Raw genomic sequence first — 14,358 nt, forward strand, 5'->3', positions numbered from 1 at the left:
AGTTGTGCTCCCCAGCCCCCGGCAGCACAATCGCGCGAGGCGCCGAGAGCGCTCGATGCCAGGGCCGTCGACAGTGCGTGCCTGCCTCGGTCCGAGCCTCAAGACGGGACGGCGTGGTCGAGGTTGAGTTGGGCGAGCAGTCGATCAAAGGCTTGTGATTTCCACCCACCTTGGAAGTACCTCACGATGACCACGTTGACTATCAATGGCAAGGCGACCAACGTCGCGGCGCCGGATGACACACCGCTGCTGTGGGTCCTGCGCGACCATGTCGGGCTGACCGGCACCAAGTTCGGCTGCGGCATGGCGCTGTGCGGCGCCTGCACCGTCCACCTCAATGGCGCGCCCGTGCGTTCATGCCAGACGCCGCTGTCCGCGGCGGTGGGCAAGAAGATCACGACGATCGAAGGCGTCGGCGCGAGCCCGGCCGGCAAGGCGGTCCAGGCCGCGTGGATGAAGATCGGCGTGCCGCAATGCGGCTACTGCCAGTCGGGCCAGATCATGAGCGCCACCGCGCTGCTGCAGACCAACCCCAAGCCCAGCGATGCCGACATCGACGGCGCGATGAGCGGCAACATCTGCCGCTGTGGCACCTACACCCGGATTCGCGCGGCCATCAAGTCCGCTGCCGGCATGGGAGATGCAGCATGAACGCGCGTCGCCGACCTCATTCGCTGGCCGACTACGTGGCGACCGGCACTTCGTTGACCACACCCGAGCGCTCGCCGGGCACCAGCCGCCGCCGCTTCCTCCAGGCCGCACCGCTGACCGGCCTGGTGCTCTATGTCGGCCTGCCCGCCATTGGCGTCGCGGCCGATGCGCCCGCGAAGTACGGCGGCGACGGCATGCCGGAAGGCCTGCGCGACAGCCCTAAGATCTTCGTTTCGATCGCCCCGGATGGCACCGTCAGCATCGTCGTCAACCGCTCCGAGATGGGGCAGGGCGTGCGCACCAGCATCCCCAAGATCGTGGCCGATGAACTGGAGGCGGACTGGAAGCGCGTGCGCGTGGTGCAGGCGCCGGGCGATGAAGCGACGTACGGCAACCAGGACACCGACGGCTCGCGCAGCACGCGCCACTGGTTCGATCCGATGCGTCGCTGCGGCGCCAGCGCCCGCGTGATGCTCGAACAGGCCGCGGCGGCGCGTTGGAAGGTGCCGCTCGACGCGGTGCAAGCGAAGAACCACGAGGTCGTGCACAAGCCCAGCGGACGCAAGCTCGGCTACGGCGCGCTGGCGCTCGCTGCGGCCAAGCTCGAGGTGCCGGCGCCGGCCTCGGTCAAGCTGAAGGAGCCGAGCCAGTACCGCTACATCGGCAAGGAAGACACCTTCCTGACCGACGGGCAGGCCATTGCGACCGGCAAGACCTGGTTCGGCATCGACACCCGGCTGCCGGGCATGCTGTACGCGGTGATCGCGCGGCCACCGGTGCTCGGCGGCAAGGTCAAGAGCTTCGATGCCACCGAGGCGTTGAAGGTGCCGGGCGTGGTCAAGGTGTTCCAGATGGAAGGCACGCCGCCGCCCTCGGAGTTCCAGCCCATCGGCGGCATCGTCGTGGTCGGCAAGGACACCTGGGCCGCGATCAAGGGCCGTCGCATGCTGAAGATCGAGTGGGACGACGGCCCGCACGCGAGCTACAACTCGCCGGCCTTCAGGGCCGAACTCGAGCAGGCCGTGCTCAAGACGGGCGGCAAGGAGGTGCGCAACGAAGGCGACACCTATGCCGCGCTGTCCAAGGCGGCGAAGAAGCTCGAGGCCAACTACTACGTGCCGCACTACGCGCACGCATCGATGGAGTGCCCCGCCGCGACGGCGCGCATCGTCAACGGCGCCTGCGAGGTCTGGGCCTGCACCCAGTCGCCGCAGGCCGCGCATGACCGTGTCGCGGACAGGTTGAAGCTGCCGAAGGACAAGGTCAAGGTCAACGTGACGCTGCTGGGCGGTGGCTTCGGGCGCAAGTCGAAGCAGGACTTCGTGGTCGAGGCCGCGCTCACGTCCAAGGAAATGGGCGGCCAGCCGGTCAAGCTCACCTGGACGCGCGAGGACGACCTGCACCACGACTACTTCCACACCGTCTGCGCGCAGCATCTGGAAGCGGGCCTGGATGCGAACGGCAAGGTCACGGCCTGGCTGCACCGCACGGCGGAACCGACGATTGCCTCGATCTTTGCACCGGACCCGAAGACGCTGGCGACATTCGAAGCAGGGCTGGGCCTGGTCGGCCTGCCCTATGCGATTCCGAACATCCGCATCGAGAACCCGGAAGCGACGGCGCATGCGCGCATCGGCTGGCTGCGTTCGGTCAACAACATCCAGCATGCGTTCGCGTCGCAGTCCTTCATCGCCGAGATCGCGCAGGCACAGGGGAAGGACCATCGGGACATGCTGATCGAATTGCTGGGCCCGGACCGACTGATCGATCCGAGCAAGATCGGCGACGGCTGGAACCACGGCGAGTCGCCCGAGCGCTATCCGATCAATGTCGGACGCTTGCGCGGGGTGATCGAACGCGCGACGAAGGAAGCGCAATGGGGCCGCAAGATGGGCAACGGCAAGGGGCTGGGCCTGGCGGCGCACTACAGCTTCGTCACCTACGTGGCCGCTGTCGTGGAAGTGAGCGTCGATCCTTCGGGCGACATCATGATTCCGCGCATCGACGTGGCGGTGGACTGCGGCCCGACGGTCAACCCCGACCGCGTGCGCTCGCAGATCGAGGGCGCCTGCGTGATGGGCCTGAGCCAGGCGGTGGTCAGCGAGATCACCTTCAAGAACGGCCGCGCCGAGCAGGACAACTTCCACCAGTACGAGGTCATGCGCATGAACCTCGCGCCGAAGAAGATCGTCGTGCACATCATCCCCTCGTCGGGCTATGACGTGCCCCTGGGCGGCGTGGGCGAGCCGGGGGTGCCAGTGATCGCGCCGGCGCTGATGAATGCGATCGCTGCGGCGACCGGCAAGCGCATCCGGCAGCTGCCGCTGCGGGCACAGCTGGCCAACGTGACCTGAAGCGGGATGCTCCGGCAATTCACCACTTCGCTGATGTTCCAGACGCGGGGTCGTGGGCTGCTGGAAGTCACTTCAGGGATTGCCGGCTGGGCGGCCGGGACCGGCGTCGCCGAAGGTCTGCTGACGGTCTTCGTCAGGCATACCTCGGCGAGCCTGCTGATCCAGGAGAACGCGGACCCGGATGTGCGCGGCGACCTCGACCGCTTCTTTGCGCGCCTGGTGCCGGACGGCGATCCGTTGTTCCGTCACCGTGACGAAGGCCCGGACGACATGCCGGCGCATGTGCGTGCGGCGCTGACGGCTGTGCAACTGTCGATCCCGCTGTCCGGTAGCCGGCTGGCGCTTGGGACCTGGCAAGGCATCTATCTCTGGGAGCACCGGACGCGGCCGCACCGGCGGGAGCTGGTATTGCATCTGCTGGGGGCGTAGGCGCCTGATTCGTGCTGCGACGGCCTGCAAATTTCGCCGAAATGTCGTCACGGGCGCTGCGCCGTTGTTCGCGAGGTTCACCAGTTCCCTAGCGGGCAGCGACCGCCTTCTTGAAGCCATCCACTGCTTCGTTCAGCAAGTCGACCAGCTCACGACGCTCTCGCCGCACCTCCTTGATGGGACCACCGAGACTGAGCGTCATGGCTGAATGACCTTGAGGAACCGGCAAGAGAATTGCCAGCGCCGCAGCACCGGGCATGGATGTCCCCGTGGACATCGCGTAGCCCTCACGCCGGATCCTTTCGAGCTCGAGACGCACAGGCTCGAACTCGCTGCGCAGGGCCGCGTCGGTTTCCATGCCGTTCGCACGGCGGAGCAGTTGCGCCACTTCCCGGTCTGTTCGTGTCGTGAGGATCATCTTGCCCGCGGCGCTGCGGAACAGCGAACGCAGGGCGCCGCTGCGCGCCAGGAAACGACCCTCGCGCGTCGCCTGCAGAACGTGCAGGTAGCGCACATGGACGCCCTGCTGTTCGCCAATCATCACCGTGTGCCCGCATCGGGCGAGCACCGATTCCATCAATCGAAGAAGGCTTTGCTCGCTGAACAACTGCGCCTGGATCCATCCGGTGGCCACGGCGAGCCGGACGTTGGGCACGTACATCCCGGTGCGCGAGTCGTGATCGAAGTAGCCCGATTCCTTCAGGCTCTTCATGAGCACCGACGTGCTGGACTGCGGGTAGCCGAGCGATTGACAGATTTCGTTCACGCTGGCGGGGCGGCGCCATTCGGCAAAGAACTCGATCAACTCCAGCACCCGCTGGGCAGACTTCACCGGCTCTGCCATTGTTCACATGGAGGATTGTTCATCATGTATGTGATTATGCGGATCATTCCGGGCTACCGGCCATAAGCTGTCCTCCACAGAATTTCAATGGAGACCTGAATGGCCCCCGCAACCACAAGCACAAGCCGCTCCCGCGGCCGCCTCTGGATTTCAGCACTGGCACTCCTGGCTGCTTGCGCATTCCCGGCGCAGGCGGAGAGCTACCCCGATCGACCCATCAAGATGGTCGTCCCCTACGCGGCCGGCGCTGCCGCCGATCAACTGGCGCGCTTGCTGGGAGAGCGGCTGAACCGCAGCCTCGGCAAGCCGGTGATCGTGGACAACCGCGCGGGCGCCGGTGGCACGCTCGGTGCCGACATCGTCGCCAAGGCGCCGCCTGACGGCTACACGCTGGTGCTGGGCACCGACGCCTCGCAAGCCACCAACGTCTATCTCAGCAAGAAGTTCCCCTACGAACCCGCCAAGAGCTTCACGCCCGTCGCCCCCGCCGCCATCAACCATATCGTTCTGATCGTCAATCCCGAGCTTCCGGTCAAGTCGGTGGCCGAGTTGATCAAGTACGCCAAGGCACATCCGAAGGAACTCAGCTTCGGCAGTTCGGGCGCCGGATCAGCCCATCACCTCGCCGGTGAGTTGCTCAACGAGAAGGCCGGCATCGAGATGGTGCACATCCCCTACAAGGGCGGCGCCCCGGCGATGACCGACCTGCTGGGCGGCACGCTCAAGGTGCTGTTCGCAAGCATGGCGACCGCCAAGCCCTACATCGACAGCGGCAGGGTGCGTGCGCTGGCCGTGGTGGAGCAAAAGCGATTTCACGGCCTGCCCGATCTTCCGACGGTAGGGGAGACCGTGCCTGGCTACGCGATCAGTTCGTGGTTTGCGGTGTTCGGACCGGCCGGCATGCAGAAGCCGATCGTGTCGCAACTCAATACGGCGATCAACCAGGCGCTGACCAGCCCGGACTTGCGCGAGTCACTGGAAAAGTTCGGCATGACGGCCACGGGAGGGTCGCCGCAAGAGCTTGAAGCGATGCTCAAGAGCGAGCTGGCCACTCGGGAGAAGCTGGTCAAGGCGGCCGGCATCGAACCGGAGTAGGCATGAGCGACCCATCAAATTCCCACGCACCCGTCGTGGACCTGCCAACGCTCACCATCGCCGACGGCGTTGCCACCGTCACTTTGATGCGACCGCAGCAGCGCAACAGCCTGCGCGACGATGACCTTCGTACGCTTCTCGCGCACTTCGCTCGAATCAACGCCGACGCGTCGGTGCGCGTGATGGTCTTGACGGCCAGCACCGCCGGACAGCCGAAGTCGGTGTTCTGCGCTGGTTACGACGTCGGTGGATTCGACAGCGGCCGGCACGATCCATTGCTCTTCGAACAGGTGCCCGACGCGCTGGAATCGATGCGGCCCATCACGCTCTGCGCGCTCAACGGGAGCGTCTACGGCGGCGCAACGGACATCGTGCTGGCCTGCGACCTCCGGCTCGGGTTGACGGGGACCGAGTTCCGCATGCCCGCAGCGGCGCTTGGCTTGCACTACTACCCGAGCGGATTGCGGCGCTACGTCTCGCGCCTGGGCCTGAACCTGGCGAAGCGCGCGTTCCTGACGGCACGAGCACTGCCATGCGAAGAACTGGCTGCGGCCGGCCTGTTCGAACAGCTCCTGGCGCCCGACGGGTTTGATCCTGCCGTGGCCGAATGGTCAGGGCACCTGGCCGGGCTCGCGCCCCTTGCGGCGCAGTTGACCAAGCAATCGCTCAACGAGATTGCGGCTGGCGAGTTCAATGCTCAGACGCTGCGCGCTCGCGAGCAACGAAGCACTGAAAGCGCAGATTTCGCCGAAGGCCGCGCAGCGTTTGCCGCACGCCGAAAGCCCCAATTCACAGGACACTGAACAGGAACCACACATGTTGACTTCTCCGAATGGCGTCGCGGCAGCCCACAAGCCGCTGGCCGGCCTGCGCGTACTGGAGGTGGCACAGATCATGGCAGGCCCGACCTGCGGCCTGATGCTGTCGGACCTCGGCGCTGAAGTGATCAAGATCGAAAAGCATCCCGCCGGTGACGACGCGCGCCAGTACCAGAAGCCGGGCGACACGGCGCTGCCGCCTTCCTTCCGGATGATCAACCGGGGCAAGCGCTCGGTCGCCCTCGACACGCGCACGCCCGAAGGCAAGGCCGTGCTGCAACGCATGGTCGCCAAGGCCGACGTGCTGACCGAGAACTTCCGGCGGGGTGTGATGGAGCGGCTCGGCCTCGGCTACGACGACCTGAAGGCATTCAATCCGGCGCTGATCTACTGCTCGATCAGTGGCTACGGGCGCGAGGGGCCGATGGCATCGAAGGGCGGATTCGACCTGATCCTGCAAGCCTTCAGTGGTCTGATCGCCGCAACCGGGGAGCCGGGCCGCGCACCGGTCAAGCCCGGCTTCTCCGTGGCCGATACCAACGCCGGCATCCTGGCCGCCTTCGGCATCGTCTCGGCCTATGTGCACCGGCTCAGGACGGGCGAGGGCTCGCGCGTCGACACCTCGCTGCTGCAGGCCGCGATGCAGCAGACGTATTGGCTGTCGGCCAACTACCTGTCGACCGGCCGGGATACCGAGCCCCTGGGCACCGCCCATTCGCTGATTGCGCCGTACCAGGTGTTCCAGGCATCGGATGGTGGCATCGTGATCGGCGGCGGCAACCCGAAGTCGTGGCGTGGCATCTGCCAGGTGCTGGGGCACCCCGAGTGGGAAGCCGACGCGCGCTTCGACCACCCGCAACGACGCGTGCAGTACCGCGACGAACTCTCGGCCCTCATCGATGGCGCGTTGGCCACGGCCACGGTGGCCGAATGGTGCGAGCGCTTCGACAGCATCGGCGTTCCTGCCGGCCCCGTGCAGACCACCGGGCAGGCGCTGGAGCATCCGCAGACGCGTGCCGTCGGCATGGTGATCGATGTGCCGGACATGGGGGATGGCATCACGCGCGCCGTCGGATCGCCGGTCAGTTTCAACGGACGGTCCGAACCGGTGACGACGCCGGCGCCTCGCGTGGGCGAGCACACCAGCGAGGTGCTCCAGGAGTTCGGCTTCGACGCCGCCGAGATCGAAGCGCTGAAAGCGCAGGGCGTGATCGCGCAAGGCTGAGAGAATTCCCCGATGACCCAGACCGCCTCGAACATTGCACATGCCATCCGTCTCCACGAGTTCGGTGGGCCCGAGGTCATGCGCCTCGATGCCATCGAACTTCCGTTGCCAGCCTCGGGCGAAGTCCAGCTGCGCCAGACCGCGATCGGTTTCAACTACATCGATGTCTACCAGCGTTCCGGCAAATACCCGTTGCCGGCGCCAACGGGGCTCGGCCATGAAGCTGCCGGCGTTGTCGAGGCCGTCGGGGCCGGCGTCGAGGATCTCCAGGTTGGCGACCGTGTGGTCTACATGAACGCCGGGGTCGGCGCCTATGCCGACCGGCGCAACGTCGCGGCCAGCAAGCTGGTCAAGATCCCCGCGGGCATCAGCGACGAGAACGCCGCTGCCGTGTTCTTCAAGGCCATGACCGCACAGTACCTCGTCAAGAAGACGCATCCGGTACAGGCGGGCGACGTGGTGCTGGTCCATGCCGCGGCGGGTGGCGTCGGTCAGATTCTCAGCGGCTGGGCGAAGGCACTCGGTGCGACCGTGATCGGGACCGCGGGCTCCGCTGCGAAATGCGAGGTGGCGCTTGCCGCGGGCTGCGACGCCGCGATCGACTACTCGCAACCCGACTGGGTGGCCCAAGTCATTGCCGCCATGGATGGGCGCAAGGCGCGCGTGGTGTACGACTCGGTGGCCAGGCACACGTTCATGGGCTCGCTCGATTGCGCCGCGCCCTTCGGCATGGTCGTGCTCTTCGGCGCGGCCTCCGGACCGGCGCCGGCCATCGAGCCCGAACTGCTCAACAAGAAGGGATGCCTGTTCCTCACGCGTCCCTCCGTGTTTCCGCACAATGCCGACACCGCGACCTTTCGCGCCAATGCAGCGGACGTGTTCGAGGCCATGGCAAGCGGTGCGGTGCGTGCCACCATCGGCGCGAGGTTCAGCCTCGCGCAGGCGGCAGACGCACATCGCGCCGCCGAAGGGCGTTCGATCACCGGCGCCATCGTGATGCGGCCTTGAACGGCCTCAGCCGCTGCGCATGTCCGTCCCCGCGATCTCGAAATAGTCCGCCAGCCGCAAGCGCTCCTGTTCGAAGGTCGGCATGCCCGCGCGCACCGCGTCCCAGTCCCCACGTCGGCTCGCGCGGTCGATGCCTTCGCATGCGGCCGCGAACGCCAACGCACCGACCATCTTGCTGGCGCCCGCCATGCGATGCGAGAACTGCGTGACCAGCGCAACGTCGTCACCCGCGATGGCTTGCCGCAGACCTGCCGAATCGTTCTCGCAGGTCTGCCGAAAGGCCGCAAGCACCTCGCCCACCATCGACGCGTCGCCGCCGCATGTGGCCGTGAGCAGCGCCTGGTCGATGGGGCCTCCGGCGCTCGAAGACTGCGCGCTGGAACCGGAGCCGTTGCTGGCAGCGTTCGAGGAGGCCGCCTGCGGCAGCGGCAGCCACCGATCGAGCTTCTCGGTGAGCTGTGCCAGTTCCACCGGCTTGACCAGGAAGTCGTCCATGCCCGCAGCGAAGCAGGCCTCGGCCTCGCCCTGCATTGCGTTGGCGGTGCAGGCAATGATCGGCACGCGCTCGCGTCCCGACTCGGCTTCCACCTTGCGGATCTCGCGTGCCAGTTCATAGCCGTCCATGTGCGGCATGTGGCAGTCGGTGATGACCAGCCCGAAGCGACCTGTCTTCCACAGCGCAAGCGCCTGCGATCCGTCGTCGGCCGTCTTGGCTGCGTAGCCTTGCGTGCGTACCTGGCGCGCGATCAGCAGGCGGTTGACAGGGTGGTCATCCACCAGCAGCACCAGCGTGCCTTCCGACTCGGCCTGCGCGGTGCCAGGCGCCACGCGGCGGGTGGCTGGCGTCGCGGGGAGGGCGCTGTCGACACTGCCGTCCGGCAACGACTCGGCGATCGGCAGCGTCAGTTCCAGCGTGATCGTCGAGCCCTTGCCCGGCTCGCTGTCCAGCTTGATCGTGCCGCCCATGATGTGCGCCAGTTGCCGCGAGATCACGAGGCCCAGTCCGGTGCCGGCAGGCCGGCGTCGCACGTCGTCGCTGTCGGCCTGGGTGAAAGGCTGGAACAGGCGCTTCTGGTTCTCCAGCGAGATGCCGATGCCGGTGTCCTTCACCTCGAAGCGCAGGCTCTCCTGTCCGTCTTTGCGGCCCAGCCATTGCACGTTGATGTCGATCCAGCCTTCGGAGGTGAACTTGATCGCGTTGCTGACGAAGTTGTTGAGGATCTGGCGCAGGCGCACCGGGTCGACCTTCAGCGCCGGACTGACACGCGGGTCGACCATGCGCCGCACGATCAGGCCCTTGCTGCTGGCATTGCCCAGGTAGATGCTCTGCACCTCCTCGACCAGGCGCTTGATCGAGACGACTTCGGGGTGCACTTCCAGCTTGCCGGCCTCGATCTTCGAGAAGTCGAGGATGTCGCCGATGATGCGCAGCAGCGATCGGCTCGACTCGCGCACCAGGCCCAGTGTCTCGCGCTGCTCGGCGTCGAGTTCGGTCAGGCTGAGCAGTTCCAGCATGCCCTGGATGCCGTTCATGGGCGTGCGGATCTCGTGGCTCATGGTGGCCAGGAAGGTGCTCTTGGCGCGATTGGCGGCTTCCACCTCGGAGCTGCGCTGCGCCAGGGCGGCGTTGAGCTGCTCGATCTCGCGCTCCTTCTTCCTTCGTTCGGTCACGTCTTCCGACATGGTCAGCAGGTAGCGCGGCTTGCCGTTCTCGTCGAGGATCGGGATCTTCTTGGCATGCAGCACGCGCACGCTGCCGTCACGGGCGTGCAGCGTCTCCTCGGGGATGTCGATGGGCTGGCGCAGGGCGAGCGCTTCCCTGTCCTTGGCGGTGAAGAAGTCGGCCTCTTCCTTGGAACTGACGTAGTCGTGCACCGTCTTGCCCAGCAATTCCGCCTCGCTGCGACCCGTCAGTTCTTCCAGGGCACGGTTGACGCGCACGAGCTTCAGGTCGCTGGCGTTCTTCACCATGAACTGGTAGGGGATATGTTGGATCACCGAACCCAGGAAGGCGTTGGCCGTTTCCAGTTCGGCGGTGCGCACGCGAACGCGCGCCTCCAGTTCGGCGTTCAGGGCGCGCAGGCTTTCCTCGGCCTCGCGCAGGGCTGCGCGCTGCTGCCGCTCGGCCAGCGCACGCCGCACCGAGAAGCCCAGCCGCCGCAGCCGGTACTTGAGCACGTAGTCCGTGGCGCCGGCCTTCATGCAATCCACGGCCTCCTCTTCGGTCAGCCCGGTGGAGATCACGATCAGGATCTGCCGAGGCTGCAGTTGGCGCACCTGCTGCACCATCTCCAGGCCGCCGACTTCGTAGGCACACAGCAAGAGGTCGAAGGCCTGTCCTTGCAGGGCCGAGAGGAAGTCCTCGTCGCTTTGCACCCACTCGATGTCGCAGTCCAGGCCCTCGTCCATCAGCATGCCCTGGACACGTTGCGCATCGGTGGGGTTGTCCTCCAGGAGCAGGACGCGGATCGCAGTGGTCATAGGTGCCCCCACGCTCGGCACTTCGTGTCCTCGCTGCCCCCCGAGGGGGCGCGAGCTTGCTTGGGGCGGCCCGGCGCGGCGCTCATGATCCATCCTGTTCAGTGCGAAGCGACTGGACCACATCCTTGAACTCCTCGCGATTGCGATCGCTCAGCGCGGACAGGGCCTCATGCGCATGCAGGATGCGCTTCTGCACGGCCGCGAGGTCGTCGCCACCCGTGCCCAGCGCATAGAACTCCGGCGCAGCGGCAATGTCGTCGCGGATCGCGGCCTGCACCTGCTCCATGCTCAGTTCCTCGAACATGGCGCGCACGGCCGGCGTCACGCCGGAAAGCACCACGCCGCCGCGGGCGACCAGTTCATGCACCGTGCCCAGCCAGGTGCTGTCCATGTATTCGCAGCGGGAGAGGTCCAGCACCACGCGGCGCCCGCCGTCGAGCACGGCCAGGGCCGTTTCATGGAAGGCATCGCAATGCATCCAGGTGGCGCGGCCACGCAGCGCCAGGTGGGCGGCGTTCTCCGTTTCGCCATAGAACACGACATCGCCTTCGGGCCGTGGTGCGCTGTCCTGCGCGCCCGTGGGAAGCTCCGCGCCGTTGTCGAACCACGATGCGCCGGCATGCGCGTCGATGAGCAGGATGGTCACGTCATCCCGGTCGGCGTTGGCCGGCGCACCGGCGTGAAGCTGCGTCAGCATTTCCTGTGCACTCGACAGCGGACTGGCGAGCACCTCTTGCAATAGTTGCAAGTCATGCTCCGATCCAGTGGGCAGCAGCCCGTCGGTGTACAGCAGGATGCGGTCGCCCGCCAGGAGCTGGATGCGCTCCTGGCGGAAGTGAGCGTCCGGCGCCAGCCCGAGCGCGGGCCCGGTGCGGCGGATGAGGCTCGTCTCCCGGCCCTCGCGCGCATGCAATACGGGCGGATGGCCGGCCGACGCAAGAGTCAGGCTGGAGTCCGACGTATCCAGCAGGCCGAAGACAGCCGTCAGGAACAGTCCCGGTGCGGCATGCGCCTCGCAGATGGAGCGGTTTACCGCGTCCAGCACCTGCGCCGGCGGCAGCGCCAGGCCGGTGGCCGGGTCCACCAGCACCAGCCGCTGCTTGAACAGCACCGAGAGCATGGCAGAGGTCACGCCGTGCCCCGTGGCATCGGCCAGGTAGAAGGCCAGATGCTGCTCGCCCAGCCGCACCACGTCGTAGAGGTCGCCGCCCACATGCTGCCCCGGACGGTAGACCGCGTGGATGCAGTAGCCCTCCATCGGCGGCGGACTGCGCGGCAGCAGGGCGCGTTGGATCACCTCGGCCCGCTCCAGGTCGCGGCGCAGAAGGGCGGAGGTTTCCTCGAGCTCGCGGACCTTGTGCTGCAACTGCCTGTGCAGCCGCTCGCGCTCTGCCAACAGTTGCCGCTTTTCGAGCGCGTTGCGCACGGCCACGCCCATCTCTTCGGTGTGCGGGGACTTCGGCAGGAAATCGAAGGCGCCAAGACGGATCGCGGCCAGCGCCGAGTCGAAGGTCTCCAGCCCGGACAGCACGATCCACATGGCGTCCGGCACCGCCTGCCGGCCCCAGCGCAGCAACTCCAGGCCGTCCATGCGCGGCATCATGATGTCGGTCAGCACCAGCGCGACGTCCGGATGCTCGCGCAGCACCGCTTGCGCAGCGATGCCGTCGGCCGCCTCCAGCACCGGGGCGCAGCCGAATTTCTCCAGTGCCCGCTTCACCATCAGGCGCGTCACAGGCTCGTCGTCCACCACCAGCGCGAGGGGCGAAGCAGGATCGAGGTTCATCAACTCCACCGGCAGTGGTGAGGGAGGAAGATTCTCGGAGTCGGCGGGGCGGATGGCAAGCCACCGGCGCTCGCCAGGTGCGGACTACATCTCGTCGATCGCCGTGCTGCGGACCTCGCCCTGCGCGGCCAGCGAATAGCGTTCGCGCGTCTTCACATAGAAGCTCGCGCCGAAGCGGGCCACCGGAAAGTAGTGCTGCAGGCGCACCCGCCAAGCGTCGGTGTCGATGAGTTCGTCGCGCGCGTGCAGCCAGCGCACCTGGCCGATGAAGATCTGCCGGCTGTCGGTTTCCAGCGTTTCCCACAACGTGCATTCGAAGGCGACCGGCGCTTCGGCGATGCGCGGCGGCTTGACTGCGAGGCTCGGCAGCACGGTGAAGCCCACGACGTCGAGTTCGCTCACGTCCGGCGGATGGCGCTCGCCGCAGCGGTGCATCTGCTCGGCGATGTCCTCGTCGGCCAGGTGGACGACGAATTCCCCAGTGCGGGCGATGTTGACCGCGGTGTCCTTGAGCGCGCCGTCCTGCAGGCGGTTGATGCTGATCATCACGATGGGCGGCTCCTCGCCCAGCATGTTGAACATGCTGAAGGGCGCGGCGTTGACGACGCCGTCCGGACCCAGCGTCGTGACCAGCGCGATCGGCCTGGGCACGATGAGGCTGGCCATGAGCTTGTAGCGCTGGTGTTCGGTGATGGCGGAAAAGTCGATGTTCATGGCTTGCGCCTCAGGTGGTTTCGGTGGGCGCGTGCTGCGCGTGGGCAGCCATGGCGGCGCCGACGGTCATGCGGTCGGTCTTGGCGGTCTCGGCTTCCATCACGATGCGGCCGCCCGATATCACCGCGATGCGATCGGCCAGCATCAGGATCTCGTCGAGGTCTTCCGAGATCAGCAGCACCGCCACGCCACGGTCGCGCTGCGCCCGCAGTTCCGCGCGGATCTGCGCCGCTGTCAGGAAGTCGAGGCCGAAGCAGGGATTGGCCACGACCAGCACGCGGACCGGCCCCGACAACTCGCGTGCCAGCACGACGCGCTGCACGTTGCCGCCCGAAAGCGCCTCCAGCGGCGCCTCCGGCGAAGGAGCGCGCACACGGTATTCGTCGATCAACGCGAGCCCCTGGTCGCGCAGCGCCGCGGGTTTCAGCCAACCCCAGCGACTGGACAGGGGCGCCCGGTCGAAGGTGCGCAGCGCCAGGTTCTCGACCACGCTCATGCGGGCCACGCCGCCGTTCTTCAGCGGTTCTTCGGGCAGCGTGCGCACCCCCAGCGCCTCGGATTGCCGGCGCGTGGGTTGGTACGGCTTGCCATGGACCTGGATGCGTCCGGCGCGCAGTTTCCGTTGTCCGCTGATCGCGTCGAGCAGGAAGGTCTGGCCGTTGCCCGACACGCCCGCCAGACCGACCAGCTCGCCCGGATGGACCCGCAGGCTCAGCCCGTCGAGAGCAGGCATGCCCAGCTCGTCGTCAGCGCGCAGATAGATCAACTCCAGCGCGGGTTCCGACACGGCCGTTGCAGGCGGCTTGCCTGTGCCCGTCGATGCGGACGAATCCACCTTGCCGGTGACCGCGGGCGCCGCTGCATCCCCCACCATCCAGCGCGCCATCGTCTGCGTCGTCACCTCGCGGATCGACCCTGTGCCCGCCATCCTGCCGCGCCGCAACACGGTCACG

At 67.0% G+C, this 14,358-nt stretch carries 12 protein-coding genes; 7 read left to right on the forward strand and 5 right to left on the reverse strand.

The features are described from left to right. Positions 1 to 186 precede the first annotated feature (186 nt). From WKW79_RS23835 to WKW79_RS23845, 3 genes are read left to right on the forward strand one after another with little or no spacing between them, the layout of a single operon-like run. Positions 187 to 651 (forward strand): (2Fe-2S)-binding protein, encoded by a 465-nt coding sequence (locus WKW79_RS23835; protein WP_340337689.1) that lies wholly within the window; start codon positions 187 to 189, stop codon positions 649 to 651. Next, complete coding sequence (locus tag WKW79_RS23840; RefSeq protein ID WP_340337690.1) at positions 648 to 3,005, forward strand: xanthine dehydrogenase family protein molybdopterin-binding subunit; 2,358 nt, start codon at positions 648 to 650, stop codon at positions 3,003 to 3,005. The genes WKW79_RS23835 and WKW79_RS23840 overlap by 4 nt, the downstream gene beginning before the upstream one ends. Before the next feature lie 6 nt (positions 3,006 to 3,011). After that, on the forward strand, positions 3,012 to 3,434 hold the full coding sequence (locus tag WKW79_RS23845; protein WP_340337691.1) for a secondary thiamine-phosphate synthase enzyme YjbQ: 423 nt from the start codon (positions 3,012 to 3,014) through the stop codon (positions 3,432 to 3,434). 88 nt (positions 3,435 to 3,522) lie between these two features. On the opposite strand, the gene WKW79_RS23850 is transcribed toward WKW79_RS23845, so the two are convergent. Further along, positions 3,523 to 4,248, reverse strand: a complete 726-nt coding sequence (locus tag WKW79_RS23850; protein WP_340337692.1) for an IclR family transcriptional regulator — start codon at positions 4,246 to 4,248, stop codon at positions 3,523 to 3,525. Between the two features lie 129 nt (positions 4,249 to 4,377). Here WKW79_RS23850 and WKW79_RS23855 point away from each other — a divergent pair, with 129 nt between their 5' ends. The 4 genes from WKW79_RS23855 to WKW79_RS23870 are packed head-to-tail and all read left to right on the forward strand — an operon-like array spanning position 4,378 to position 8,424. Then, positions 4,378 to 5,373, forward strand: a complete 996-nt coding sequence (locus WKW79_RS23855; RefSeq protein ID WP_340337693.1) for a Bug family tripartite tricarboxylate transporter substrate binding protein — start codon at positions 4,378 to 4,380, stop codon at positions 5,371 to 5,373. 2 nt (positions 5,374 to 5,375) lie between these two features. Further along, the gene (locus WKW79_RS23860) at positions 5,376 to 6,176 is read left to right on the forward strand and encodes an enoyl-CoA hydratase/isomerase family protein (protein WP_340337694.1); all 801 of its coding nucleotides are present in this window, start codon (positions 5,376 to 5,378) and stop codon (positions 6,174 to 6,176) included. A gap of 13 nt (positions 6,177 to 6,189) precedes the next feature. Further along, the gene (locus WKW79_RS23865) at positions 6,190 to 7,416 is read left to right on the forward strand and encodes a CaiB/BaiF CoA transferase family protein (RefSeq protein ID WP_340337695.1); all 1,227 of its coding nucleotides are present in this window, start codon (positions 6,190 to 6,192) and stop codon (positions 7,414 to 7,416) included. A gap of 12 nt (positions 7,417 to 7,428) precedes the next feature. Further along, positions 7,429 to 8,424 carry a quinone oxidoreductase family protein gene (locus WKW79_RS23870; RefSeq protein WP_340337696.1) on the forward strand — a complete coding sequence of 332 codons (996 nt, stop codon included), beginning with the start codon at positions 7,429 to 7,431 and terminating at the stop codon, positions 8,422 to 8,424. 6 nt (positions 8,425 to 8,430) lie between these two features. Here the strand turns inward: WKW79_RS23870 and WKW79_RS23875 are convergent, their stop codons facing one another. From WKW79_RS23875 to WKW79_RS23890, 4 genes are all read right to left on the reverse strand, one after another. After that, positions 8,431 to 10,905 (reverse strand): response regulator, encoded by a 2,475-nt coding sequence (locus tag WKW79_RS23875; protein WP_340337697.1) that lies wholly within the window; start codon positions 10,903 to 10,905, stop codon positions 8,431 to 8,433. A gap of 82 nt (positions 10,906 to 10,987) precedes the next feature. Then, complete coding sequence (locus tag WKW79_RS23880; RefSeq protein WP_340337698.1) at positions 10,988 to 12,691, reverse strand: SpoIIE family protein phosphatase; 1,704 nt, start codon at positions 12,689 to 12,691, stop codon at positions 10,988 to 10,990. Between the two features lie 84 nt (positions 12,692 to 12,775). Then, a complete protein-coding gene (locus WKW79_RS23885) occupies positions 12,776 to 13,405 on the reverse strand; it encodes a flavin reductase family protein (RefSeq protein WP_340337699.1) in 630 nt (209 codons plus the stop codon). A 10-nt stretch (positions 13,406 to 13,415) separates the two neighbouring features. Beyond that, positions 13,416 to 14,358 (reverse strand): ATP-binding cassette domain-containing protein (locus tag WKW79_RS23890; RefSeq protein WP_340337700.1); only part of this gene is annotated, 943 nt, incomplete at its 5' end.

Origin of the sequence: Variovorax robiniae, from assembly GCF_037889955.1 — a bacterium.
Taxonomy (GTDB): domain Bacteria; phylum Pseudomonadota; class Gammaproteobacteria; order Burkholderiales; family Burkholderiaceae_C; genus Variovorax; species Variovorax robiniae.

Coding starts and splice junctions, on each gene's coding strand:
- WKW79_RS23835 (WP_340337689.1), top strand. CDS start 187: ATGACCACGTTGACTATCAATGGCAAGGCGACCAACGTCGCGGCGCCG.
- WKW79_RS23840 (WP_340337690.1), top strand. CDS start 648: ATGAACGCGCGTCGCCGACCTCATTCGCTGGCCGACTACGTGGCGACC.
- WKW79_RS23845 (WP_340337691.1), top strand. CDS start 3,012: ATGCTCCGGCAATTCACCACTTCGCTGATGTTCCAGACGCGGGGTCGT.
- WKW79_RS23855 (WP_340337693.1), top strand. CDS start 4,378: ATGGCCCCCGCAACCACAAGCACAAGCCGCTCCCGCGGCCGCCTCTGG.
- WKW79_RS23860 (WP_340337694.1), top strand. CDS start 5,376: ATGAGCGACCCATCAAATTCCCACGCACCCGTCGTGGACCTGCCAACG.
- WKW79_RS23865 (WP_340337695.1), top strand. CDS start 6,190: ATGTTGACTTCTCCGAATGGCGTCGCGGCAGCCCACAAGCCGCTGGCC.
- WKW79_RS23870 (WP_340337696.1), top strand. CDS start 7,429: ATGACCCAGACCGCCTCGAACATTGCACATGCCATCCGTCTCCACGAG.
- WKW79_RS23875 (WP_340337697.1), bottom strand. CDS start 10,905: ATGACCACTGCGATCCGCGTCCTGCTCCTGGAGGACAACCCCACCGAT.
- WKW79_RS23880 (WP_340337698.1), bottom strand. CDS start 12,691: ATGAACCTCGATCCTGCTTCGCCCCTCGCGCTGGTGGTGGACGACGAG.
- WKW79_RS23885 (WP_340337699.1), bottom strand. CDS start 13,405: ATGAACATCGACTTTTCCGCCATCACCGAACACCAGCGCTACAAGCTC.